Here is a 20,737-nt window from a genome sequence, read left to right on the forward strand (position 1 = left end):
TGCTCGAATGATTACCGAATCTCGGCCGCGCCAAAGTACGGCTGCAACTTCTCCGGAATCGCGATCGATCCGTCCAAACGCTGATAGCTTTCGATCAGGGCCGCGAACACTCTCGGCAGGGCCAGCCCCGATCCATTCAACGTGTGGCAGAACCGGTTCTTCCCTTCCGCGTCCTTGAATCGCAAATTCATCCGGCGGGCCTGGAAATCGCCGCAATTCGAGCAGCTCGACACTTCGAGATACGCGCCCTGCCCCGGCGACCAAACCTCGAGATCGTACGCTTTCATGGCGGCGAACCCCATATCGCCGGTGCACAGCTCGATCACGCGATAATGCAACCCGAGCAACTGCAACACGCGCTCTGCGTCCGCGGTTAGCGACTCATGCTCGGCGGCGGAGCTCTCCGGCGCCGTGATTTTGACCAGCTCGACCTTATCGAATTGGTGGACGCGAATGATCCCTCGCGTCTCGCGCCCCGCTGAACCCGCTTCCCGGCGAAAACAGGGCGTGTAGGCAGCAAACTTCTGCGGCAAATCCGATGCCGCCAGGATTTCTTCGCGATGAAAATTCGTCACCGGCACTTCCGCGGTCGGCACGAGAAAAAGCTGCTGGTCCTCGAGCCCGTACATGTCTTGCTCGAACTTCGGCAATTGCGTTGTGCCGATCATGCAGTCACGCCGGACCACGAACGGCGTGCTCATTTCGAGATAACCGTGCTCGCGCGTATGCAGATCGAGCATGAACTGGATCAGGGCGCGCTCTAGCCGTGCGCCGGCGCCGATGAAGCAAATGAACCCACTTCCGCTCAGCTTCGCCGCGCGTTCGGGATCGAAAAGCTTCAGCTTGGTTCCGAGAGCAACATGGTCGAGCGGATCTTTAATGTCCGGTTTTTCACCCCAGCTCCTGAGGACTGGGTTGTCGGCCGCCTCTTTCCCAATCGGCACTGACTCGTGCGGAAGGTTCGGGATTCCGAGGAGCAATTGACGTTGTTGCTCGTCGAACGCGGTCGTTTGTTCGCCGAGCCGGGTGATTTCGTTGCCGATCTCGCGGACCTGCGCCTCGGTATCGGCCGTCGATTCGCCTTTCGCGCGTTTGCCGCCAATCTCTTTGCTCAGCCGTTTGCGATCGGCATTGCACTGCTGGAGGGCGGTCTCCGCCTTCCGCCGCTCGGCGTCCACCCGCAACACCTCGTCGATCTTCGCCGCGTCATCCCCACCACGCGTGGCCACCCGGCTTTTCACAAAGTCGGGTTGTTCGCGAATGAGACGGATATCGAGCATGGCTTGGCATATCAGCGGGCACGCTCTCGCGCAACTTTGTCGCACGACCATCGCTCCTCGTCCTCGTACTCGTTCTCGTCCTCGTGCTCCATCTCCGCTGCGTCGAGGACGAGGACGATTACGAGGACGAGGAGGAGCACGAGGATTGAACATGACAAGCGAAACCCCGGTCTGATATTGCGCCGTGGATAAGTTGAACCTCCTGAGCATCGCGCTCGGTCTCGCCTGCCTCGCCGGCCTCAATCTTTACCTGACCGTTTTCGTCTCCGGTCTCGCCATCCACTTTCACTGGATCACGCTCTCCCCCCAATACCAGTCACTCGCCGTCCTGGGAGAGCCGTGGATCATCACCATCGCCGGGATTCTTTATTTGCTGGAATTCTTCGCCGACAAAATCCCGTGGGTCGATTCCGCGTGGGACACGGTCCACACCATCATCCGGCCAATCGGCGGCGCGTTACTCGCCATCCAGGTGCTCGGCCATCATTCGCCGTTCATGGATGTGCTGATCGTCCTGCTCGCGGGCACCACCAGCCTGGTCACCCACAGCGCAAAAGCATCGTCGCGCCTCGTCGCCAACAGTTCACCCGAGCCGCTTTCCAATATCGGTCTGAGCATTGCGGAAGACGTGGCCGTGTTCGGCGGCCTCGCGCTCATCCATTACAATCCCGTCCTGGCGTTTTCCATTTTCGCGATCGCCATCGCCGCGTTTCTTTATTTCGCGCCAAAAATTCTGCGCTCGATGAAGGCCAGGATCTGGCTGGCTCTCACGAAACTAAACGCCGCGGCCGATTTCCACCGACCCTCGACCCTGCCCATCGCGTTGCCGTCGCGCCTGGCGCCGATCTTTAGCAAACAAAACCTGCTCGGTGAAACCATCGCCTGGGCCGTGCCTTGCATCAGCGGACGCGGCCGGCGCATTCCCGCTAATCTTTTCGGCGCGCTCGTCGCCACCAACGAAGAACCGCACAAGATTGTTTTCGTCGCGCGCCGGAACTGGAAAGCCTTTTGCCAGACGATCGACCTCGAGGGCTCAACCATCGCCCGCGAACCGCAGTTCCTGTCGGAGAACCTGGTCATCGTCCCCGGCGAAGGCCGCGGACCGAAGTATTCCTTCTTGTTCACTCGCTCGCGCGCGTCGTTGGTCGAACTCATTGCCGAAGATCTGCGGGACAAGTTGCAGACGTCCGCGCCGGTTCATCAGCTGCGGGCGCCCGAACCGGTAGCCCACGTTTAGCGCGGCCATGGAGACGGCACGCCATCGTGCCGTCCGCCGCTTCGACGAGAGGATATCTCACGCTCTCTCCCCGGCCTGATGGCAGGCCGGCTCCAATAGGTTCCATTTTCGTATCGCCAAAACGAGCGGCCTCTTCCACACTTCCCTCAGTCATCCCCCCAGATGCAGTTTGCCAGCCGCTACGCCGAGCTCCGTGAGTCTGCGCGCGTTCATGAACGCGTGCTTTTCCCCGCCCTTCGCACGCCGAGCGAACTCGAGCTGCAGGCCCGCTGGTTCGCCGGCGATTTCGGGCGGCGCTTCTCCTCCGTCGCCGGAGACGAAATCGAGGTCGTCCAGTTTGGGACTTGGAACCGTGAAGCCGGCCCTGATTTTTCCGATGCGGTCATTCGCATTAACCAGGGCGACCTGATTCGCGGCACGATTGAATTCGACCTCGCCGATCGCAGCTGGGAAACGCATGGACATTCCACCAACACCGCGTTCGACGGCGCCATCCTCCACGTCTTCGTGCAACAGAGCGAACGCCTCTTTTTCACCCGCACCAATTCGCATCGCAATGTGCCGCAGGTCCGGGTCGATCCCGCCTTGTTGCCCAACAAATTCTCCCTGAATGTGCCGCTGGCGCGACCCGGCCGTTGCCAGGCGCCCCTGAAGGATTTGCCCCAGGAACGCCTCGAAAGCATTCTCACTGCTGCTTCGCAATTCCGGCTTCAGCGGAAGGCGGCGCGGATCAAAAATATCGTCGAAAGCCACGGGCGTGATGCCGCGCTCTTCCAGGAGATCGCGTCGGCGCTTGGTTATAAAAACAACAAGCTCGCCTTCGCGCTTCTGGCGCAGCGGGCGCCGCTCTCGTTCCTGCGCAAAAAATCTGACGACATCGAGGCAATACTCTTCGGCCTGGCCGGCTTTTTGGGGACTCCCGACCTCGGCGTTTATCCCGAAGCCGCTCGCGCTTACGTGCGACAACTTTGGGACCGCTGGTGGCCGCACCGCGACGATATGCTGCGCCTCGTCTTGCCCGGCAAACTCTGGCGCCTGAGCGGCGCCCGGCCGCTAAACCATCCTCAACGCCGCCTCGGCGCCCTCGCTCTTCTCGCGCATTCCTGGCCCACCTTGATCAAATCAATCGCCGGGAAAAACGCGACGACCGTCGAAAATTTTTTCCTGAACCTGAGCCACCCATTCTGGAACTTTCATTACACGCTCACCTCCGACGCGGTTCCAACCGAAATGGCCATCGTCGGCCAATCCCGCGTCGCGGAGATTCTAGCCAATGTTCTCCTCCCGCTCTTCCTCGCGGAAGGCTGCGACATTTGGCCGGATTATCAAAAGCTTCGGGCGCGCCTGACCAACCGCCGTCTGGAAACCGGAGCAACCCGGCTTTTTGGAGCCGACCCCCGCCGTCCACGCTTCACGAAAACCATCGCGCAACAGCAGGGTTTGCTTCAGATCTACGAGGATTTTTGTTTGCAGGACAACTCCGATTGCGCCCAATGCCCTTTCCCGGAGCAAATGCAAAAATGGAAATGAAAAACGAGCGCGCTTTCACCGTCATCGAACTGCTCGTCGTCATCGCGATAATCGCGGTGCTGATAAGCTGCGCCTTTCCCGTTTTTCAAACCGCGCAGAACCAGGCGAAGAAAGCGCAGGCAAAAAGCGACCTGAACCAAATCGTGGTCGCGGTGAACGCCTTTTACTCGGAATACGGGAGGTATCCGGTGGCCGTGGACGACACCCCGATGGCGGATACGAGCGAGATTTTCTATACGCTTCGGGCCATCGCAAAAGGAACGGCAAACCTGAATGACGCCGCTAATCCTCGAAAGATTGTGTTCCTCAATATTCCGGACGCCAAAGACCAGACGGCGCCCCGCTCAGGAATCAGGGTTTCCGACGGCCAATGGTACGATCCGTGGGGGCAGGCCTATCGAATCGCGATCGACGGCACCTACGATAATCAGCTGGCGAACCCGTACGGCTCGTCTGGCGGCGCCGGATCAGATCCGATCCGGGCCGGGGTCATCGCCTGGTCGCTTGGGAAAGACACGAAGCTGGGCACGAACGGAAACGGCAAGTTCACCGGCTCGGACGACGTTATCTCCTGGCAGTGACTTTGCCGCTTGCAAATCGGCATTCGAAAATCGACAATCGAAAATTCTTCTGCGGGTGTAGTTCAATGGTAGAACGCCAGCTTCCCAAGCTGGACACGAGGGTTCGATTCCCTTCACCCGCTCTCTGGCGGCCCCGCTAATGAGGGCGGCTTCACCGCGTTACTCCGCGGTTTCGGCGCCTTGCGCCCGTGAAACGGTGTTTCGCGACATTTGGGAAGCGGCTTCGATCCAAGCCGCGTAATCTCGGAGCATGAGCATTTCTTTCACTCGAAAGCGCTTTCTTATGACGAGCGCGGTTGCCGGGGCCGGCTTTCTCTTTGGGCGTAATGCCCGGTCGCAGCCCGGAGTCGCATCCCCCACTCCCGCTTCAGCGAGCACTCCAGAATCGGCCGATAATGTTCCGGATTTTCCCGAGCACGATCCCCAGCTTGAGCGCGCGCGAGTGAAACGATTCGTCATTGCGGGCCACGGCAATCTGGCCGCCGTGAAAAAGATGCTTGGGGAAGATCCGACCCTGATCAACAGCACGATCGACTGGGGGAACGGCGACTTCGAGACGGCCCTGGGTGGAGCTTCCCACATGGGCCGCCGGGACATCGCTGATTTCCTGCTCGAGCACAATGCGCGGCTCGATATTTTTGCCGCGACGATGCTCGGCAAGCTCGACATCGTGAAAGCGGCAGTGGCTGCATTCCCGGGCATTGTGCACGTGCCGGGACCGCACAAGATTCCGCTAATCGTCCACGCCCAAAAAGGAGGCGCGCCTGCCACTCAGGTCCTGGAGTTTCTGAAGCCACTTGTCGCGCAAGCGCAGCCGCCCCCGAAATGACACCGGTTTCTCTGGCGCCGTAATTCTTTGACGGGTTCGCGGATCTGCGTTGGAATGGCGCTCAATCTTCCAACCGGTGAAGGTCCTCCGAACAGGCGCGGTTACCACTATGGAAGCTAGGTCGTACTCGGCCTGGCGCGTGGCAGCTCTGCTGTTCCTTGGTTGGAGCATCGTGGGGCTTACCTTTGCCGCGGTGTCGTACACCGCCGGCATCATTGAGAACCGGGCGTTCTCACTCGCCGACGCGCTTCGGCTTAACCTGATTCAATTCTATCTTTGGGGAGCGTTTTCGCCCCTTATCTTTTGGTTCGATCGCCGGTTTACGATCGAGCTGCGACCGCTGCAGGTTCGCAGGCTCCTGGCGCATTTCGGAGCTTTGGTCCTGCTCTCCGCCATTCATCAGACCATTCATCTCGCCATCTTCTGGTCGCTGTCGCCGCGCCTCAGAGAACGTTTCCCGGCTATCATCGACTGTTACCGGGCCTACTTCGGGTTTGGTTTCTACATCGGTCTGATCATCGCCCTCCTGATCTCGATCGCGGTGCATGCTCTCCTCTACTATCGGAATTTTCGCGCGATCGAATCGCAGCAGGCCGCGACGAAGACTCAGCTGGCCCAGGCCCAGCTCAAGGCCTTGAAAATGCAGATCCATCCGCATTTCCTGTTCAATACCCTGCACTCGATCTCTTCCCTGGTGCTCGATGACCCTCCGAAGGCCAACAGCATGATCGCGCGCCTGGGCGATTTTCTTCGGCTAACTCTCGACCATTCCGACCAGCAATTGGTCACCCTGCAGCAGGAAATGGAATTCGTCCGTTGTTACCTGGAGATCGAGCAGGTCCGCTTCGGTGACAGGCTCAAGGTGGAGTACCTAGTCGAGCCGGGCACGACTTCGGCGCGCGTCCCGCACCTGATTCTGCAGCCGCTGGTCGAGAATGCCATTCAGCACGCGATCGCTCCGCGCCGCGATCGCGGCCAGATCACGATCAGTGCCAGGCAAACTGGCGATCTGCTCGAGTTGGAAATCAGAGACACCGGCGCGGGACCTGCCACGACAATCGCGCCAGGTAATGGGCACGGTCTCGGCCTTGCGAATGTGCGGGCGCGCCTCGCTGGACTCTATGGCTCAACCGCTCTCTTTGAAGCGGGCCGGGGCTCGGACAGCGGACTGACCGTTAGGATTCGGATTCCTTTCCAGGCGGAGGACGACGGGAACTTCGATGAGTAACGCGAAGCTCAGAGTTCTGGTTGCAGACGACGAACCGCTGGCCAGGAAGCTTATTCGGCGCTTCCTCAAACAAGAACCGGACGTCGAACTCCTGGCTGAATGCAGCGACGGCAAAGAAGCTGTCGCGACCATCCGAAAAACAAAGCCGGACCTTCTCTTTCTCGATATCCAGATGCCGGAGCTCGATGGTTTTGCCGTGCTCGACACCCTCGGGGCGGCGGAAATGCCGCAGGTTATCTTTACGACCGCCTACGAGTCGTATGCGATCCGGGCGTTTGAGCTCCACGCTTTGGATTACCTTCTCAAACCGTTCGACCAGGTCCGCTTCAAAGCCGCGATGCAGCATGCGAGGGAGCGCCTTCGGACTCGCCGCCCGGGCGAAGAAGGCGTCCAGATCGGCAGCTTGCTTGAAACCATTAAGGCTCAGCAACAGCATCTGGATCGTCTGATCATCAAGGCGGATGGCCGCATCACTTTTCTCAACACTCATGACATCGAGTGGATCGAAGCGGACGACAAGTATGTCTATCTGCATACTGCCAAAGGAAAGAAGATGGTCAGGCAGACTCTTTCGGGAATGGAAGCACAGCTTGATCCGAAGCGCTTCCGCCGCATTCATCGCTCGGCGATCGTGAACGTTGAGCGGATCAAGGAAATGCAGCCATTGTTCAATGGAGAGCACTCCGTTTTGATGGGCGATGGGACAAAGCTGACCCTGAGCCGGACCTACAAGGACAAGCTATTCGAGCTGCTGGGCAAGCCGCTCTAGTTCGTTCGCGCCCCCCTCTAAACGGTTCACGACATTGTAGCCGCCGCTCACGTCATTCTCATAGGCCCATTCCGCGGCGGCCCATATCGTCGTCTCATAACCAAGAGGTGTCTTATGAATACAAAACTGGCAGCAACATTATTTTTCGCCCTCTCGTTTCTCTCCGCTTTGCGAGCGGACCAGACCTCGCGCGACAGGGTAACGGAGATTGTCACGGCGATTCAACGTTCCGATTACGAAGGAAATCGGTCCGCGCTCAAGCAACAATACGATCAACTCACTCCGTTCCTCGACGACAAAGATCTCGCATCGCGTATTCGTTACTGGCGCGGGTTCGCACGGTGGCGAGATGGAATAAACGCCGGCAACGAGACGGTAGATCCAAGTGAAATGGAGAAACTGTTCCTGAGCGGCGCGGACGAATTCAAAGCGGCCCTGGCTGTCGATTCGAGCTTTGTGGACGCAAAGGTCGGCCTGATCTCGTGCCTCGGTCACGTCGTCTATTTGCATCGAAACGAAAAAGAGCGAGCGCAGGAACTGGTCGCTCAGATAATGCCTCTGGTTAAGGAAGCGAAGGATCAGGCGCCTGACAATCCGAGGCTCATCTGGGTATGCGGCCCGATCCTTTGGTACACACCGGTCTATAAAGGCGGAGGGATCGACAAGGTCATCGAGAATTACGAAAGAGGCCTGGTGGTTTGTTCCACACTCCAAGCTCCGGCAGACCCGCTCGAGCCAGCCTGGGGTAAGCCCGAGCTGTTAATGAATCTCGCCTACACCCAATTATCTAAAAACCCGCCTGAGATCGAAAAGGCGGAAGCTAACGCGCGGGCCGCGCTCGAACTTGTCCCCTACTGGCACTACGTGCGCGACATCCTTTTGCCGAAAATTGATGCGTTGAAAAACAAACCCAAGTGAAATCGGTCATTCACCCTGCGCCGGATCTCGCCGAGGCCAGAACTCTTGAGCAACCCTTTCGGGGTGATCGAGGTTCTGGGTTTCACTCCGGCCCGGACATGAGTCACGATCCAGTAGACCTGCTCTTCGGAGGAATGGAGAAACTAGGGCCGGGGAGCAACGCCGATACACGCCACGTTCTCAGCTTGCTTCCGGAGCGTCAGTTCGGGGTTGTCGTGGATGCGGGATGCGGTTCAGGCCGGCAAACGCTGGTGTTGGCTCGGGAACTCGGGACGCAGATTTACGCGATCGATTCGTCCCAGCTTTTCTTGAACGACCTGGTGCGGCGGGCTGGGGCCGCAAACCTCGGGCACCTCGTGCAGGTTCGTCGCATGAATATGAAGAATATTCCTCAAGCTTTCGATCACATCGATCTGCTTTGGTCGGAAGGCGCTGCCTACAACATCGGATTTTCCCATGCTCTGGCGGCCTGGGCGCCTGCCATAACGCCGGGCGGTTTCGCAGTCTTGAGCGAAATCTCATGGCTTGATGCGCACGCGGCGCCTCCGGCGGTATACGAATTCTTCCGGACGGCCTATCCCGCTATGCACACGGTCGAGGAGAACATCAGGGCCGCGGAAGGATCAGGTTACAAATTGATTACCACTCACACCTTGCCGCGACGAACCTGGATCGACGGCTATTACGAAATTCTCCGTCCCAGGGCCAGCGCGCTGCTCAAACATTCAGATCCTTCGGTCCGCGATTTCGCCGCCCAGACCCTGCGGGAGATCGAAGTTTTCGAATGTTCGGAAAATAGCTACGGATATGTGTTTTATGTGCTCCAACGGGCCCGCCGATTTTCAGGCGGCCTAATCTGGCTTTGAGGCGCTGGGATTTTTCCGATCGCCCTGGACTTCGCGATTATAAAGGGATCGGAGAGCTGACCGATCTTTCCTTCCGCGAGCGGAGGGGATGCGCTAACGTCGCGCGCATCGATGTCAGTTACGCGCAATCAACCTCAGAGTTCCACGTCCTCCGCGCGCGCTTTCCCGATGGAAAGCTCGATCTGGCAACGCTACGGCCTCCTCCTTGGACTGCTGGGCCTCGTGCTCTTCAAACTTTGGGTGGTGCACACGGAGGAAATGTATGGGGACTCCAGCGAGTACGACGCGCTTTGGTATGTAGGCTCCGCCAAACATTGGTATTGGGGCACGCCCTACAGTTGGACTGCATTCGTCAGGCCATGTGCTTATCCGCTCTTTATCGCCGTTCTTCACTTTCTTGGGATCCCGCTCCGCCTCGGCATTGAGCTGATGCAAATGGCCGGATACGCCGTGTTAATCCTCGCCCTTCGCAAAGCAGCCGTGCCGCGGGCCCTCTGCCTGTTTATTTTCGCCGCCATGATCCTTCACCCAGCCGCGCTCACCTTCAACAACCGCAGCATGAGCGATAGTTTCTACACGGCCATTCTTCCGCTCGCGTTGGGAGGCTCGCTTTTAACGCTCTTGACCGCGAAATGGGGCCATGCCGCCTGGACCGGCGTCGCCTACGCCGTCCTCTGGAATACGCGCGAAGAAAGTTTCCTCATCCCGGTTATTCTGGCGGTTATTCTCGTTCTGGCCCTGCTTCAGCGACGAACCGCACCCAACCGCGGGACGCATTTTGTTTTCTGGTTGAAGCGCGTCACTGTCCTGGCCGGCACTCTCCTTTTGTTGCTGGCGGCGGTGTACTCGGCCAATCACGCCGCGTTCGGGAGTTTCGCGAAATCCGACATGAGTTCGACCACGTTTGAATCTGCTTTCAAAGCGTTGCTTCGGATCAATCCGGGGGAATCGATGCGTTACATCGCGGTCAAAACCGACGCGCTGAAGATGGCTTACGAAGTTAGTCCGACCTTTGCGGAGCTTAAACCCTATTTTGAAGAGGGGCCCGGGCGTGGATGGACGGACCCTGTCTTCGATACCCTGGGCATCCGTGAGTACGGGCCCTGGTTTATGTGGGCGCTCCGAAACGTGACCGCGAAAGCCGGTTATTATCGAGATCCGCTCACCGCGAGAGGTTTTTATCGCAAGGTCGCCCGCGAGATAAATCGCGCTTGCGACGAAGGCCGAATTCCGAGCCGCTTCGTGCTTTCGAGTTTTCTCGATCCCGGAGCGCTCTCTCGAATTCAATTTTTGCCCGAATCAATTCTAAACATGGGGAAGCTGTTCCTGTTTCGGCATCAGAAGCTCATGGCCCGGGGGGACACCAACATGGTCCCGTGGATGGACAGCCTTTATCAGGAAATGGTTTTTCGTCAGCCCCAGCCGCAGCCCTCTTTCCATCCGGAAACAAACGTCGTCGTAATACCGGACACGTTGTCGGCCCGGTTGGCCGTCGCGACCCAGAACTTTATCGGTGCTAACTACGTTTATCTCGTTATCGCACTGAGCTGGGCGAGCCTTGCCGCGCTCGCCGTTGTAATCGCCCTGTTCCGGCGATGGCGCCTGAGTGATCCGCTTGTGACGATTCTTATCCTCCTCGGAACGACGATCGCCGCCCGGGTTGTATTCTTTGCCTTCCTTCAGGCTACCTGGTGGATGGGCGGCTACGAGCGTTACCTGTTCCCGGTGATGCCATTGGCTTCGTGTTTTTTCATTCTCCTGATCCACCTTGCGATCGCGCTTTGCCGGAACCGGAACGCTCTCTAGGATTCGACTGAAATGACGGCGCCGAAAGTTCTGATTGCGGATTCGATTTCCCAACGCGGGATCGAAGAGATGAGGCGCGATGGCGCGCTCGACGTCTCCGTCCAGACCGGATTGAGCGAAGCGGCCCTGATCGAAATAATTCCGGAATTCAGCGGAGTCGTCGTCCGCAGCCAGACGAAAATCACCGCCCGGATCGTGAACGCGGGGACGCGGCTGCGGGTGGTCGGGCGCGCCGGGGTCGGCATTGACAATGTGGACGTCGAGGCCGCTACCCGGCGCGGCGTTATCGTGATGAATGCGCCCGGCGGGAACACCATCTCGACCGCCGAACATGCGTTCTCGCTCCTGCTTTGCGCCGCTCGAAAAATTCCGCAGGCTGATTCGCAGCTGCGCGGCGGAAAATGGGACCGAAAAAACCTCGAGGGCGTGGAGCTTTTCAACAAGGTCCTCGGGATCGTCGGGATGGGGCGGATCGGCAGCGAGCTGAGCCGGCGCGCCATTGCCTTTGGCATGCGCGTTGCCGCCTACGACCCGTATCTCTCCGCCACGCGCGCCCGGACCCTGCAGGTAGAACTGGTCGAGGAACTCGATGATTTGCTCGCGATCGCCGACTTCATCACCCTCCACACTCCGTTGACGCCGGAGACGCACCATCTCCTCGACCACGCCCGGCTGGCCAAAACGAAGCGCGGCGTCCGCATAATCAACTGTGCCCGGGGCGGCCTCGTCGATGAAACCGCGCTCGGGGAAGCCTTGCGGTCAGGGCAGGTGGCGGCCGCCGCGCTCGACGTTTTTGAAACGGAGCCGTTGCCGCTGGATTCGCCGCTGCGTGAGTTGCCGACCCTCATTCTGACTCCGCACCTGGGCGCTTCCACGGCCGAGGCGCAGGAAAGCGTCGGTATCGAAATCGCACAATCCATCCGCGCCGCCCTGCTCGAAGGAACGATCCGCAACGCGGTGAACATGCCGAACCTGGATGCCAAGACGCTGGCGGTCGTCGGCCCACACCTGCGCTTCGGGGAAAAGCTGGCGCGCTTCCTTTCCCAGCTGGCGCCGAAACGAGTCGAAAGCCTGAACATCAACTACAGCGGAAAAGTAAACGAAGTCGATACCACCGCGATCACGCGCTCCGTCCTGAAGGGGTTTTTGCAAGGCGCCGGCGGCAGCGAGATCAACGAAGTCAACGCGCCGGCGTTTGCCGAGAGTCTCGGCCTGAAAATCACTGAAACGCGTTTGAGCGCGGCCGGCGATTACACCGATCTGCTCGAGCTTTCCGCTGTGGCCGAAGGAAAAACCGTTTCCGTGGCCGGGGCCTTTTTCGGAGCGACGCCGAGGATTGTGAATGTAAACAGCCGCCACGTCGAGGCGCGTCCTCACGGCGTGGTCCTGGTCCTGGAAAACACGGATCGCCCCGGAATCGTGGGCCGAATTGGGACAATGCTCGGAGACCATGGAGTCAACATCGCGACCATGTCGCTGAGCCGGAACCAGGCGGGCGGCACGGCGTTGACCGTGCTCAATCTCGACACCGCGCCCGATGACGTTTTGCTCGAAAAGATCCGCGCCAGCGAAGACATCCGATCCGCGCAGGTAATTGAGTTGTAGCTTCCCCTCCCCACTCTTGCTCTTGCTCTTGCTCTTGCCAAAAGCGCGTCGCGGATTCCGGCAAGAGCAAGTGTAAGAGTATGAGCAAGAGCAAAATCAGGAGATTTCAGGATTGACCGCAGGTCGGCGCGGTCGCCAAACTAGTGATTATGGACTTCGGCTCTCACTCGATTATTTGGATGTTGTTTGCAGGGCTCGTCATCGGCTTCATCGCGAAGTTACTGATGCCGGGGAAGGATCCGGGCGGTTGCATCATTACCATGCTCCTCGGCGTCGCCGGCGCTTTTGTCGGCACCTGGATTGGGCGAATGGTTTCCGGCAACGAGAACTACATGGCGCATTGGATCATGTCGATCGTCGGCGCGATGCTGCTCCTGTTGCTCTATCGGTTGATCGCCGGGCGACGCAGCTGATTCAATGTCGTAGGGACGCCGCACTGCGGCGTCCGCGGCCTGTAGAACCAACGTTGGCGGTCGGCGCAACGCGCCGACCCTACCTTTGCGAAAAGCGATTGGCGCGAATCTCGCCGCAATGACACGCTAGGCGGTGGCCGTTCCGCCAAAAAAATCCGCGATCATCCTGGCGTTCGCCGCCCTTTACCTCATCTGGGGCTCGACTTATCTCGGAATCCTCCTGGCCATTCGTTCCATCCCGCCGCTTCTCATGGCCGGAACGCGGTTTCTTTTCGCCGGGCTCATTCTTTTTCTGGCCGCGCGGCTGGGCGGCGCGACCCGGTCCAAACCGAGCGAATGGCGAACCGCGCTGATCGTAGGCGCGTGTCTGCTTCTTTGCGGGAATGGCGGGGTCACGCTCGCCGAGCAATACGTTCCCTCGGGTCTGGCCGCGTTGCTGGTCGCGACCGTTCCGCTTTACATCGCGCTCCTCAGCTGGCTTTTCGGGATCTCGGAAAAGCCGGGACTCGTCAAAGTGCTGGGTCTCGCCGGCGGCTTTGTGGGCGTGGGCATCCTCGTCGGTCCGGCGTTGCGTTTTTCGTCCAGCGGCGAATCGCCTCATGCCTGGATCGGGATGACGATCCTGCTTTGCTCTTCGCTCATCTGGTCGGCCGGCTCCCTGTATTCCCGGGCCGCCCCGCAGCCGGGCTCCCCCTTTCTTGCTGCCGGGCAACAAATGCTTTGCGGCGGCGGCTTGCTCATCGTGGCCGGTCTCGCGACCGGAGAGTTGCGGCATTTCAATCCGCGCCAGATAACCGCGGTCTCGTTAGGCGCGTTTGTCTATCTCGTCCTGATCGGGGGAATCATCGGCTACGTTTCCTACGCGTGGCTGCTCCGGCATTGCGATCCGGCAAAGGTCGCGACCTACGCCTACGTGAATCCGATCGTGGCCATCCTGCTCGGCACTTTGTTCGCCAATGAAACTCTCTCGTTGCGGACGCTCGTCGGGGCGGGATTGATTATCGGCTCGGTCGCGGTTGTAATCATGGCGCAACAGATGAAAGCAAAAGCTTCGCCGGTCCCCGCGATCATCGAACCGGCTAATTGTGCGCGATGAAAACGAGCGAGCCAGGAGAAAATCCGAAGGCCGAGACGATCGAGGTCATCAAGCGAAACTGGCGCGCGGAAGTGGAGACCGCGGAAGTTTACCGCGACCTCGCTTCTCGTGAGACAGACGAAAAACGGAAAGGGATTTTGCTGCGGATGGCCGAGGCGGAAGAACGTCACGCCCAGCGTTGGGAACAAAAGTTGAAAGACCTCGGTTTGGAAGCGCCGGTTTTGCAGGACACGATCGGCCGGCGTTTCAATCGCTGGTGGAATAAGATCGCCGGCACCGATATCGCCATCCGCCGGATGGAAGCCGCGGAAGAAAAACATGAAGCGGCGTTTCGCGACCAGCGGGATCGCGCCCTGGCCGGCGAACAGGACGTCCAGGAATTTCTGCGCGAGAGCGCGCTGGAGGAAAAGGCCCACGCCCGCGCGCTGAATGCGATGGCGCCACCGCCGGGGCCGCGCACTCTCCTCGATTCCATCCTGAAACGCGAACGCTGGCACGGGCGCGGCGGCAGCTGGGTGGCCGACGCGATCTATGGCGTGAACGACGGACTCGGGGCGGTCTTCGGCATTGTCTCCGGCGTGGCCGGCGCGACCAACAACCAGCAGCATTACGTTCTCATTTCCGGCCTGGCCGGCATGCTCGCTTCATCGCTTTCCATGGGCGCCGGCGCTTATCTCGCCGCGAAAAGCGAGGCGGAAGTTTACGAAGCGGAAATTGCCCGCGAGAAACGCGAGGTCGAAGAAAACCCGGAAGAAGAGATCGAGGAGATGTCGCTCTTCTATCAGCTTCAGGGATTCACTCCGGAAGAATCACAGCGCATGGCCGAGCGACTCGCGGAGCAGCCCGACCAGATGGTCCAGGCCATGGCGCAGCATGAGTTGGGACTTTCCGAACATCACTTTCCGAATCATTGGAAGTCCGCTGCCTCTGCCGCGATCTCGACCGCCATCGGCGCCTTCATCCCGATTATTCCCTTCTTTTTCATGAGCGGAATCGAAGCCGTGATCGCCTCATTCGTGGTCAGCATTGTGGCGCACTTTGCCGTTGGCGCGGTGAAGTCTCTGATCACGATCCGCTCATGGTGGGCTTCCGGTCTGGAGATGACGGTCGTTGGCGTTATCGAAGCCGTTGTCACCTACGGTCTCGGTCTTGCCTTCGGCGCGATGGCCTAGATCCCGAGGACGGACCCGTTACAGCCGCTTTTTTTGAAAAGCGCGCCCGGACGACGATTTCAAATACCGTTCGAGATTCCTGGCTCTATCCTCATCGGAAAGTGCGATGTACGTCTTGATCCGCCACGGCTTCCATTTTGAGGTATGCGGCACTTCGCCGCGATTGTGCCGAACCAATCTCGAACGGAGGTCGTCGGTGCATCCGGTATAGAATCGGCTTGGTTCGGTCTCGCTTTGCAACACGTACACGTAGGTAAAGCGTCCCATCTGATTAAACTGGCATGCCGAGTCGTAGCTCGCAGCAACGAATGAGCGATTCGCGCCCGCCTTCGCCAAGGCTACGGCGCGGCAGTCTTCGCGTCCCCCTTGTCTGGCGAGCGAAGACTGGTGGGCTTCCGGTCTGGAAATGACGGTCGTTGGCGTTATCGAAGCCGTTGTCACCTACGGTCTCGGTCTTGCCTTCGGCGCGATGGCCTAGATCCCGAGACGGACCCGTTACAGCCGCTTTTTTTGAAAAGCGCGCCCGGACGACGATTTCAAATACCGTTCGAAGTTCCTGGCTCTATCCTCATCGGAAAGTGCGATGTACGTCTTGATCCGCCACGGCTTCCATTTTGAGGTATGCGGCACTTCGCCGCGATTGTGCCGAACCAATCTCGAACGGAGGTCGTCGGTGCAGCCGGTGTAGAATCGGTTTGGTTCGGTCTCGCTTTGCAACACGTACACGTAGGTAAAGCGTCCCATCTGATTAAGCTGGCATGCCGAGTGGTAGCTCTCAGCAACGAATGAGCGATTCGCGCCCGCCTTCGCCAAGGCTACGGCGCGGCAGTCTTCGCGTCCCCCGTGTCTGGCGAGCGAAGACTGGTGGGCGTCGGGTTGGAAATGACGATCGTTGGCGTTATCGAAGCCGTTGTCACTTACGGTCTCGGCCTTGCCTTCGGCGCGATGGGATGACCTAGAAGGAAATCCCAAATCCCAGGGACCAAATCCCAAGTAATTCCAAACGCCCAAATTCCAACTGCGCGGCGAGGGTTCGCTTTGAAACTCATTTGGAGCTTGGGGTTTGATGGTTGAATGTCTTAAACACGCTCTCGGTCTTGCCTTTGGAGCGATGGCGTAACAGAGTCGCGGCATGAGTCGACCGCTTCCAAACGTTATCTTTTGTATCCTGGCACTCGCTGTTTGCCAACCGGCCATGGGCGCTCGCCCATCGACGGCCCCGGGCACCTATCACGATTGGCACGACGTGGATGAAGTCACGATCATTCAGCCTTTCGTCGCGGCAAGCTACAGCCAGATCGCGGTGGAATCGTTCGATACCGCCGGGGTGAAATTGCCGCCGACCAATGACAACACTTACAAAGCTGTGCAGTTGGCGCTCCAGCGAATGAAGCCCGCATTCATTCAAGGTGTCGGCGAGAAGGCAAAGAGAAAGACGTCCGGCAACGCGCCGGGAAAGACGCTGGTCATTCGCGCCCGTCTGACAAAAGTTGATCCGGGTTCGCAAGCCGCGCGCTATTTCGTCGGGTTCGGCGCCGGGGCCGTGAAAATAGCCATTGCCGGCGAAATCGTTGACCGCGCTTCGGGCAAAGTCCTTATGCGTTTCGCGCAGGAACGCCGGTCCGGTTTCGGCGCGTTCGGCGGCGGTTACAGCACGTTGTTCGAACGGACCGCGCGCCAACTGGGCGGCGACGTGGGGGAATTAATCAACGCATTCTGACGAAACACCGCGCTCCAGAAACGATCATGAGCACGATTTTTTCGAAGAAGTGGAGGTAAGGGGATTCGAACCCCTGACCTTCTCATTGCGAACGAGACGCTCTACCAACTGAGCTATACCCCCTTCCCGATCTGGCGGGCGACATGTTAACGCCGCCCGCCACCTTTTCAAGGAACGCCGCTAGTTGTCCAGCTTGTAGGCTTCGGACAGACCGATGCCGGTGGTGCCGTTCACGCCGCGGACAATGGTCGTGTAATTCCCGGCCGTGAGGGTCAGCAGAATGGCCGGTTCGCGATCGTCGGGGGGCGCGAGACCGGTAGTCTGGATTTCTGAGGCGTTCGTCGCACTACGCCAATCATCATTGGTCTGAAGCAGCGCGCCATTGCCGTCGCGGAGCTCGAGAACCGGATTTTGCAACGTTCCCGGCACTGGGACGCCGCCCACCGAAATGGATGGGCCCAGGGACCGGAAGAGAACGCGCTTCGGATTGCCGCCTCGGAGAATGATTCCATCAATCAAAACATTATCGCCAGTCTGCACATCAGCGCGGACTGAGAGGTTGCCCAGCTCGGTCGTGAAGCCCTCGGGGCCTTCCGGTCCCTTGTTCTCATGTTCGACCGATCCGACTTGTCCGAGATCGTAGATTTCGATCAGGCCGATGCCGCTTTGCCCCCCCACGCCGCGAATGATCGCCGTGTAACTCCCCGCCGGAACAGTGCGGATGATGGCTGATTCGCGATCGTCGGTCGGCGCGAGGCCGCTCGCCTGGATTTCCGCCTGCTGGGTGCTGCGCCAGTTATCGTTCGTGATGGTGGCGCCATTGCTGTCGTGCAGTTCGAGAATCGGATCCTGCAAGGTGCCGGGCACGGGCTGGCCGTTTATCTGGATCGAAGGTCCGAGAGCGCGAGCGATGAAGCGCTTGAAACCGGTTCCTTTAACGATGAACCCGCCGATGCCGACTTTGTCGCCCGGCTGAGTAACGACGCGGCCCGAAATATTGAGAAGCTCAAGGTCCACCGGGGTCGGGACCGGCGTCGCGCTTGGAGTTGCAGTTGCGGTGGGAGTGGCCGTCGGCGCGATCGTGGCCGTCACGGTAGGCGTCGCCGTGGGGGCAACGGTAGCGGTTGCCGTCGGAGTGGCAGTCGGTGGAACCGTAGCCGTCGCGGTAGGCGTCGCCGTGGGTGGAATCGTGGCCGTCGGCGTCACGCTGGGCGCAACGGTGGCCGTTGGGGTGGGTGTTGGCGGTGTCCCCGAAGGATCGAACACATATCCCTGCGCCACATCGGTGAGATTGAAAAAGGAGCCGCCAATACCGCCGAAGGGCGGAACGGTGTTCGCCGCCTCCTGAAGGGTCATGGTCGACGCCGTGACTTCATGCAGCTTATTGTCGAGTGGGTCCATTTCCGCCACCATCGACTTGGGGACGTAGATGGTGATGTTGCCATTGGCGCCCAGCGTTGAAGTGCAATTCGCGGCGGGCAATTGCGTGCTGCCGGGATAAGTCAACGCCGCGCCTCCGCCCAAAAGCATGATCGCGTTCTCCCCCACAAAGCATTGCAGAGCGGCGCCGTTCAGCGATTCGGCGTAAACGTGGAAGTTTTTTCCGCCGGTCGGATCGGTGGTCGACGGCACGAACCACTGGGTGGACCAAACCAGATCGGGGTCCGGGTCGTCGGTCGTACTTGGCGCCAGGCTGAGGTTGCTCAATTGCATGACGACCTTGTAGCATGGGGCCGCGGCCGAGCAGGGCGCGGCGATCGTCTCGCTCATGTTCGAGCCGATGATATCCAGCTGCGGCATGCTGGCGCTGCTGGTCCCGCTCACTTCATATTTCGCGTCGCCCGTTGGGTCCGTGACGGAATTGAATGGAGCGAGACCCGGAATATTGACGGGAGAACTTGCGACCAAGAGGCCGTCCCCGCCGTTCTGCTGCACGAACATGCCATGGGGGACGAGGGGTTCGTCGATGTTGTTCGAATCCGAATACGAAATGCGCGCTTCGCCCTGGGGCCCAAGCCGGATTTGAAGAAAATCGCCCAGGGTACGATCGCCGGCCTGCCCGCCGATGAGCGTGTTCATGCTGCCGCGGTGATTGAAGTGCTGGCTTGCCTGGATGGGCGCGGTGAACGTTGGACTCGCGGCGTGCCCGTTCAGAGTTTGCACCATCCAGAGACTCCAATCGCAGTTCGTGCCGCACGAATCCGGACCGGCGGATGGATGAGTCGGCTGGCCGGGCGTTCCGTACCACGCGATATCGACCCGGCCATCGTCGCCCGCCACCGGCCACACAAAAACGTTGGTGTGAAGGACGCCAAAGGGCGAACCGCTGGTGTCGATCTGGATCGGTGGCGCCCACGTGGCTCCCTGGTTAGTGGAGTAAGTGTACTTAATGACGGTGTCTCCCGTCACCATGCCACTGGCGTCGATCGGCGCCTGGCTCCAGACGGCGTAAAGGTTGCCGGCCTTGTCGATGGCCATGCTCGGAAAATTTGCGCCCGTCTTTACATTGGCGCCCAAATCCGCAACCGGGAGATCGACGCAATTGAGGCCGCTGGGATCACTGACGTTCGGGATCGGCGCACCGAAAGGGACCGGAAAGCAACGGCCGATCAGGATCTTGTTCAATTGCGCGTTGTCGTGGATGACAAAAATGTGTTTTACCGGGGCCGGCAGGGTGGCGAATCCGCCGAGGCCATCAGGCTGGCCCAGGGTGGTGGGCACCGGGCTGAGCTCGTTGTTGCCCATGATGGCTTCATCGCAGCTTCCCACCGCGCTGACGTGATTGGCGGGTCCGAACTCGATGCCCGCCGACGGGCCCAGGCCGCTTATCGGCGAGCGATACATCACGAGCACGTTGTTGCCCGTGCTATTTCCGCACATGACTCCGCCGGGCCCGATCTCGTCGTTGGCAAGATAGATGGAACCCGCGCCGGTCGGGTCGCCGTCGATCGTATACCACTGGCGGTCCACGGCGGTATCGGGCACGCCGGTATTGCTGCAGGTGAAACTCACTCCCTGGTCGTCCGAACGGCCCGTGCTGAAGTTCGCCAGGGTCAGGTCATTGAAATAAAGATGTCCCGCGGAATCGACACCCAGCTCGGTGTCGCCGCCACCATGGCAGGTCGTCACTTTCCCGGTAAGCGGAGCGCCGTTGGGGACCCATTTGAACGTCTTGCCGGCATCGAGCGAACGCCAGATCCAGCTCGTGTCGGAGGAAAGAGCGCCCGGCGCGCTCATGTAAATGCGATTGCCGTTGGAAGGATCCACGCGGATGTCGATTTCAAATCCGCTGCCACCGATCCCGGCAATGACGGGATTACCGAACGTCGGGGTCACGGTTGGGGCGGCCACGGCGCTAATTCGAGCGGGCGCGGGCCCGGCCCAACTGAACATGGCGAGCGATACGCCGGCGAGACAGAGAATGAAGGCTACAAAAACGCGGGGATTGAAAACGCCAGATTCCGAATTGTTTTTCTTTTGCATACCTGTTTTTTCTCTGGATGCCAGGGCCGGGACTCCCTGAGTTATTGGGTCATGAGTTCGAAATCACGACCCCCGCGAGCGAGGGCACGCGACGTGAACGCTTTCTGTTCGCTTTTCGCAAATCCAATGGCGGTCAGAATGACGAAAATGTAATCTCCCGAGCTTAGGCGTCGGGGGGAACCGGAGGTTCGTGACGGAAAACAG

At 59.6% G+C, this 20,737-nt stretch carries 19 protein-coding genes and 2 tRNA genes; 15 read left to right on the forward strand and 6 right to left on the reverse strand.

Features of this window, described 5'->3' with window-relative positions:
• Nucleotides 1-11 precede the first annotated feature (11 nt).
• Both serS and VJU77_18055 read right to left on the reverse strand, forming a co-directional pair.
• On the reverse strand, nt 12-1,280 hold the full coding sequence (gene serS / locus VJU77_18050) for a serine--tRNA ligase (protein ID HKP05258.1): 1,269 nt from the start codon (nt 1,278-1,280) through the stop codon (nt 12-14).
• A gap of 11 nt (nt 1,281-1,291) precedes the next feature.
• Complete coding sequence (locus tag VJU77_18055; protein HKP05259.1) at nt 1,292-1,420, reverse strand: hypothetical protein; 129 nt, start codon at nt 1,418-1,420, stop codon at nt 1,292-1,294.
• Nucleotides 1,421-1,464: 44 nt separating this feature from the next.
• Between VJU77_18055 and VJU77_18060 the strand changes: the two genes are divergently transcribed.
• From VJU77_18060 to VJU77_18125, 14 genes are all read left to right on the forward strand, one after another.
• Complete coding sequence (locus VJU77_18060) at nt 1,465-2,517, forward strand: DUF4126 domain-containing protein (GenBank protein HKP05260.1); 1,053 nt, start codon at nt 1,465-1,467, stop codon at nt 2,515-2,517.
• Between the two features lie 162 nt (nt 2,518-2,679).
• Nucleotides 2,680-4,047: a DUF2851 family protein gene (locus tag VJU77_18065; GenBank protein HKP05261.1), complete on the forward strand. Its 1,368-nt coding sequence runs from the start codon at nt 2,680-2,682 to the stop codon at nt 4,045-4,047.
• The gene (locus VJU77_18070; GenBank protein HKP05262.1) at nt 4,044-4,628 is read left to right on the forward strand and encodes a prepilin-type N-terminal cleavage/methylation domain-containing protein; all 585 of its coding nucleotides are present in this window, start codon (nt 4,044-4,046) and stop codon (nt 4,626-4,628) included. Before VJU77_18065 ends, VJU77_18070 begins: the two co-directional genes overlap by 4 nt.
• 51 nt (nt 4,629-4,679) lie before the next feature.
• Nucleotides 4,680-4,750 (forward strand) — tRNA-Gly (locus tag VJU77_18075).
• 128 nt (nt 4,751-4,878) lie between these two features.
• Nucleotides 4,879-5,457: a hypothetical protein gene (locus VJU77_18080; protein HKP05263.1), complete on the forward strand. Its 579-nt coding sequence runs from the start codon at nt 4,879-4,881 to the stop codon at nt 5,455-5,457.
• A gap of 109 nt (nt 5,458-5,566) precedes the next feature.
• The gene (locus VJU77_18085; protein ID HKP05264.1) at nt 5,567-6,685 is read left to right on the forward strand and encodes a histidine kinase; all 1,119 of its coding nucleotides are present in this window, start codon (nt 5,567-5,569) and stop codon (nt 6,683-6,685) included.
• Entirely contained in the window at nt 6,678-7,454 is a 777-nt protein-coding gene (locus VJU77_18090) for a LytTR family DNA-binding domain-containing protein (protein HKP05265.1), read from the forward strand. The genes VJU77_18085 and VJU77_18090 overlap by 8 nt, the downstream gene beginning before the upstream one ends.
• Before the next feature lie 114 nt (nt 7,455-7,568).
• Nucleotides 7,569-8,372 (forward strand): hypothetical protein, encoded by an 804-nt coding sequence (locus VJU77_18095; GenBank protein ID HKP05266.1) that lies wholly within the window; start codon nt 7,569-7,571, stop codon nt 8,370-8,372.
• Between the two features lie 98 nt (nt 8,373-8,470).
• The gene (locus tag VJU77_18100; protein ID HKP05267.1) at nt 8,471-9,238 is read left to right on the forward strand and encodes a class I SAM-dependent methyltransferase; all 768 of its coding nucleotides are present in this window, start codon (nt 8,471-8,473) and stop codon (nt 9,236-9,238) included.
• A 168-nt stretch (nt 9,239-9,406) separates the two neighbouring features.
• Nucleotides 9,407-11,044, forward strand: coding sequence for a hypothetical protein (locus tag VJU77_18105; GenBank protein ID HKP05268.1), 1,638 nt, complete (start codon nt 9,407-9,409; stop codon nt 11,042-11,044).
• 12 nt (nt 11,045-11,056) lie between these two features.
• The gene (gene serA, locus VJU77_18110) at nt 11,057-12,649 is read left to right on the forward strand and encodes a phosphoglycerate dehydrogenase (GenBank protein HKP05269.1); all 1,593 of its coding nucleotides are present in this window, start codon (nt 11,057-11,059) and stop codon (nt 12,647-12,649) included.
• 149 nt (nt 12,650-12,798) lie between these two features.
• Nucleotides 12,799-13,062 carry a GlsB/YeaQ/YmgE family stress response membrane protein gene (locus VJU77_18115; protein HKP05270.1) on the forward strand — a complete coding sequence of 88 codons (264 nt, stop codon included), beginning with the start codon at nt 12,799-12,801 and terminating at the stop codon, nt 13,060-13,062.
• A gap of 133 nt (nt 13,063-13,195) precedes the next feature.
• Nucleotides 13,196-14,158, forward strand: a complete 963-nt coding sequence (locus tag VJU77_18120) for an EamA family transporter (GenBank protein HKP05271.1) — start codon at nt 13,196-13,198, stop codon at nt 14,156-14,158.
• Nucleotides 14,155-15,330 (forward strand): VIT1/CCC1 transporter family protein, encoded by a 1,176-nt coding sequence (locus VJU77_18125; protein HKP05272.1) that lies wholly within the window; start codon nt 14,155-14,157, stop codon nt 15,328-15,330. The genes VJU77_18120 and VJU77_18125 overlap by 4 nt, the downstream gene beginning before the upstream one ends.
• 18 nt (nt 15,331-15,348) lie before the next feature.
• Here the strand turns inward: VJU77_18125 and VJU77_18130 are convergent, their stop codons facing one another.
• Together VJU77_18130 and VJU77_18135 are read right to left on the reverse strand one after the other, a co-directional pair.
• On the reverse strand, nt 15,349-15,597 hold the full coding sequence (locus VJU77_18130; GenBank protein ID HKP05273.1) for a GIY-YIG nuclease family protein: 249 nt from the start codon (nt 15,595-15,597) through the stop codon (nt 15,349-15,351).
• Between the two features lie 228 nt (nt 15,598-15,825).
• Nucleotides 15,826-16,074: a GIY-YIG nuclease family protein gene (locus VJU77_18135; protein ID HKP05274.1), complete on the reverse strand. Its 249-nt coding sequence runs from the start codon at nt 16,072-16,074 to the stop codon at nt 15,826-15,828.
• Between the two features lie 388 nt (nt 16,075-16,462).
• On the opposite strand from VJU77_18135, the gene VJU77_18140 reads away from it, so the two are divergent.
• Complete coding sequence (locus VJU77_18140) at nt 16,463-17,050, forward strand: DUF4410 domain-containing protein (GenBank protein ID HKP05275.1); 588 nt, start codon at nt 16,463-16,465, stop codon at nt 17,048-17,050.
• 50 nt (nt 17,051-17,100) lie between these two features.
• Here the strand turns inward: VJU77_18140 and VJU77_18145 are convergent.
• Together VJU77_18145 and VJU77_18150 are read right to left on the reverse strand one after the other, a co-directional pair.
• Nucleotides 17,101-17,173: transfer RNA gene (locus VJU77_18145), tRNA-Ala, on the reverse strand.
• 57 nt (nt 17,174-17,230) lie between these two features.
• Nucleotides 17,231-20,533: a hypothetical protein gene (locus tag VJU77_18150; GenBank protein ID HKP05276.1), complete on the reverse strand. Its 3,303-nt coding sequence runs from the start codon at nt 20,531-20,533 to the stop codon at nt 17,231-17,233.
• Nucleotides 20,534-20,737 lie beyond the last annotated feature (204 nt).

Source organism: Chthoniobacterales bacterium (assembly GCA_035274845.1).
In the GTDB taxonomy this organism is placed as follows: Bacteria; Verrucomicrobiota; Verrucomicrobiia; order Chthoniobacterales; family UBA10450; genus AV80.

Bases quoted from the DNA above. Each gene is read 5' to 3' on its own strand.
- serS (HKP05258.1), bottom strand. From the start codon at position 1,280: ATGCTCGATATCCGTCTCATTCGCGAACAACCCGACTTTGTGAAAAGC.
- VJU77_18135 (HKP05274.1), bottom strand. From the start codon at position 16,074: ATGGGACGCTTTACCTACGTGTACGTGTTGCAAAGCGAGACCGAACCA.
- VJU77_18085 (HKP05264.1), top strand. From the start codon at position 5,567: ATGGAAGCTAGGTCGTACTCGGCCTGGCGCGTGGCAGCTCTGCTGTTC.
- VJU77_18095 (HKP05266.1), top strand. From the start codon at position 7,569: ATGAATACAAAACTGGCAGCAACATTATTTTTCGCCCTCTCGTTTCTC.
- serA (HKP05269.1), top strand. From the start codon at position 11,057: ATGACGGCGCCGAAAGTTCTGATTGCGGATTCGATTTCCCAACGCGGG.
- VJU77_18100 (HKP05267.1), top strand. From the start codon at position 8,471: ATGAGTCACGATCCAGTAGACCTGCTCTTCGGAGGAATGGAGAAACTA.
- VJU77_18140 (HKP05275.1), top strand. From the start codon at position 16,463: ATGAGTCGACCGCTTCCAAACGTTATCTTTTGTATCCTGGCACTCGCT.
- VJU77_18130 (HKP05273.1), bottom strand. From the start codon at position 15,597: ATGGGACGCTTTACCTACGTGTACGTGTTGCAAAGCGAGACCGAACCA.
- VJU77_18115 (HKP05270.1), top strand. From the start codon at position 12,799: ATGGACTTCGGCTCTCACTCGATTATTTGGATGTTGTTTGCAGGGCTC.
- VJU77_18065 (HKP05261.1), top strand. From the start codon at position 2,680: ATGCAGTTTGCCAGCCGCTACGCCGAGCTCCGTGAGTCTGCGCGCGTT.
- VJU77_18125 (HKP05272.1), top strand. From the start codon at position 14,155: ATGAAAACGAGCGAGCCAGGAGAAAATCCGAAGGCCGAGACGATCGAG.
- VJU77_18080 (HKP05263.1), top strand. From the start codon at position 4,879: ATGAGCATTTCTTTCACTCGAAAGCGCTTTCTTATGACGAGCGCGGTT.
- VJU77_18105 (HKP05268.1), top strand. From the start codon at position 9,407: ATGGAAAGCTCGATCTGGCAACGCTACGGCCTCCTCCTTGGACTGCTG.
- VJU77_18070 (HKP05262.1), top strand. From the start codon at position 4,044: ATGAAAAACGAGCGCGCTTTCACCGTCATCGAACTGCTCGTCGTCATC.
- VJU77_18090 (HKP05265.1), top strand. From the start codon at position 6,678: ATGAGTAACGCGAAGCTCAGAGTTCTGGTTGCAGACGACGAACCGCTG.
- VJU77_18150 (HKP05276.1), bottom strand. From the start codon at position 20,533: ATGCAAAAGAAAAACAATTCGGAATCTGGCGTTTTCAATCCCCGCGTT.